The sequence below is a fragment of the Candidatus Zixiibacteriota bacterium genome (assembly GCA_021159005.1).
In the GTDB taxonomy this organism is placed as follows: Bacteria; Zixibacteria; MSB-5A5; order UBA10806; family 4484-95; genus JAGGSN01.
Genome location: JAGGSN010000239.1, coordinates 1 through 2,614 on the forward strand (window position 1 = coordinate 1; position 2,614 = coordinate 2,614).

The following is a 2,614-nucleotide window of genomic DNA, read 5'->3' on the forward strand; positions in this document are numbered from 1 at the left end:
ATAATATTTCATGCCTGTCCGCCGACAGGAGGAATTAGATTTCAGAAATCGATTTCGATTCGATGATTATCCATTTGCGTCATTCCCCCGCGGCGGCGGGGGAATCCAGAAATCCGCCAGTGGCGGACGGAGCTGTATGTTAAACCAATGGTGGATAACAAAAACACCGTGCCCCGTGTCCGCAGACAGGCGGGCGCCGGCAGGCAGGAGCTGTCAGCATGACCAATCTCTGGATTCCCAATCAAGTTGGGAATGACGCGGGCAGTGTTGGGAATGACGCGGGCAGTGCGGGAATGACATCACTATAGCATCCGTCTAAGGCGGACAAAAGGCCGGACAGTAGTGATATTTTTATTAAATAAAATAGCCATTAATAAAACTATATCAGATTATACAATTCATCCAAAGCCATAACCGGGCAAGTTTCGCAATCAAATGAGCCTAATGAATTGATCATTGTTGAAAGCTCAAAAGCGGTTTCGATATTGGGAGCTTCCGTAAGAAAAAGGTAATCATATTGCCCCAGTATAGCATATGCGTTTAGAATTTTGGCATCTTTGGCTTTGAACATATTGCTCATATCTACGATTCTTTGCTTAAGTTCTTTGATATTCTTCTTACCCTCTAAGGTGCCTTTGACAATAACTACAAATTTTGGCATGATTCTCTCCTCTTGTAATATTATAATTTTAAACTAAATACCCGAATAATATCATATATTATTAAACAGGCAAATTAGATGAATGTCAAGCAATATCTACTTTGGGGTTTCCCCATTTTTTGAAAAACTCCTGATTATTATTATGGTTTCCGAGATACAATATTAGCATAACTAATCAATATTATAAGTATCAGGCGACAGAAAAATCGTTTTACAAACCAATGTCTTTTCTAATCCAGTATTCGCCAACATAAGGAATATACCTGCGCTCATATTCATCCCATATTCTTTGATAGCTCTCCCTGCTTGTATGTTCGCCAAGGCTTGGTTTATAGCGGCCATCCGGCAAAAGAATTGCCCTGCAGGCATAGATAATGTCGGGTTTCAAGTTCAGGACATATTCAATATCCCATCGTTCATGGCCGGGAGCGCCTTTTATCCTTTTGCCCTCTTTTGCGATATGCTTATTGGTCAACCCCAGCATGTCGATTATATGCGCCTCTGAATAGTAGCCAATTGCGCCAATCGGATTAGAGGCGATTACCAGATTTGGGCGCTGCTCTTTTAGGTGCCTGAAATGCTCGCAGAGCGCTTTCCAATCATTAATCTGCTTTCTGTGTTTGAATATGAATTCCGTAGGGTAGGCTTTTGTAAGAACTCCATGCTGGTACCCGGCAAATACAAATGCTGATATAACAAGAATAGAAACCAGCTTACCGGCTTTTAGCATTGTTAAGAGCTTTAATATGCCGAATGCCGATGCTATGGCAATAAAGGGAACCACCGGCATATAAAACCTGGAGTAGGGAGCCCAGTCGCCGGAGGCATAAACATTAAATATACTGTAAAGCAAAATTATTATCACGAGTGTTCTAATGCAGCTGTTTTTAAAGTAGCAATACATGAAATATATAGCGGGAATAAAATAGAGGATACCGCCGCCATATATAAAGAATTTTAGAAGATACCAGCCTCCCCGTATATATTTAATTATATCAAAGCCAGGCGTTTTTGTATAAAAAGTGTTGGGTAATAAATCTCCATAATATGAATACCGCCATAGAAGATGTGTTAGAAGGATAACTATAATTGGCAGAATAAATACTAAGATATTCTTCAACTGCTTTTTAAGATTGCCGTTTTTTACCTGCAATAATTCATTTATTATAATAGCGACCGCAAACAGAATACCCTCCGGATGGATTAATGGCAATAAGGCGGCTAAAAATCCTGTAACCAGAAACGAGTATTTATAACGCTTCATGTATGAGTAAAAAGCTAACGAAAGCATAAAAACATGAAAGGAGGTTTCCATGCCCGATTGAAAATGCACGCCGTAATCAATCCTGAACGTTAAAAGAAGCGCGGCTAAGACAGCGGCTGCAGAGTATTTTTTATCAAGCTTTCGCCCGATTAGATATGTTATCATAACCGTGCCAAGCCCAAACAAAACACACAAAATTTTCCCAATAGATGGGATATCGAAGCCAAGTTTTGCCAGCAGTCCTAATATAAACACCCAGAGAAAAGTGGTATAGCCCTCAACATATTCACCCACGTTAAAAACAAGGCCGCTATTTTCGGCAAAGTTTTTAGCATATCTGTATGAAATGTAGGCGTCATCCCAAGTGTTGTTGAAAATAACCGCTTCGAATATTAAAAATGCAAAACAAAGAAGCAGAACTATAATAATGATTTTAGGTGTAATCTTGAAAGGAACATCATAATATGAATTTGATTTCTCATCGGTAGATATTCCGTTAAACTGCCCCATTATTTTCCCTCATCTTGATAACAAGTTAATCTTTTACTTTCATCCAAAACCACAAACTGGAAACTATGCTGTATATGATAATGTGTCAAGATGTTTCAGCCTGAGTTAAGTTATAAATTAATGTACTGCTGTCCGGCCTTTTGTCCGCCTTAGGCGGATGCTATAATGATGTCATTCCC

General features: G+C 39.4%; 2 protein-coding genes. Both read right to left on the reverse strand.

From position 1 onward, the window contains the following. Positions 1-379: 379 nt before the first annotated feature. Positions 380-661 carry a GYD domain-containing protein gene (locus J7K40_15510; GenBank protein ID MCD6163803.1) on the reverse strand — a complete coding sequence of 94 codons (282 nt, stop codon included), beginning with the start codon at positions 659-661 and terminating at the stop codon, positions 380-382. 211 nt (positions 662-872) lie between these two features. Further along, entirely contained in the window at positions 873-2,435 is a 1,563-nt protein-coding gene (locus J7K40_15515; protein MCD6163804.1) for a hypothetical protein, read from the reverse strand. Positions 2,436-2,614 lie beyond the last annotated feature (179 nt).

Excerpts from the sequence above, each read along its gene's own strand:
- J7K40_15510 (MCD6163803.1), bottom strand. The coding sequence starts at position 661 with ATGCCAAAATTTGTAGTTATTGTCAAAGGCACCTTAGAGGGTAAGAAG.
- J7K40_15515 (MCD6163804.1), bottom strand. The coding sequence starts at position 2,435 with ATGGGGCAGTTTAACGGAATATCTACCGATGAGAAATCAAATTCATAT.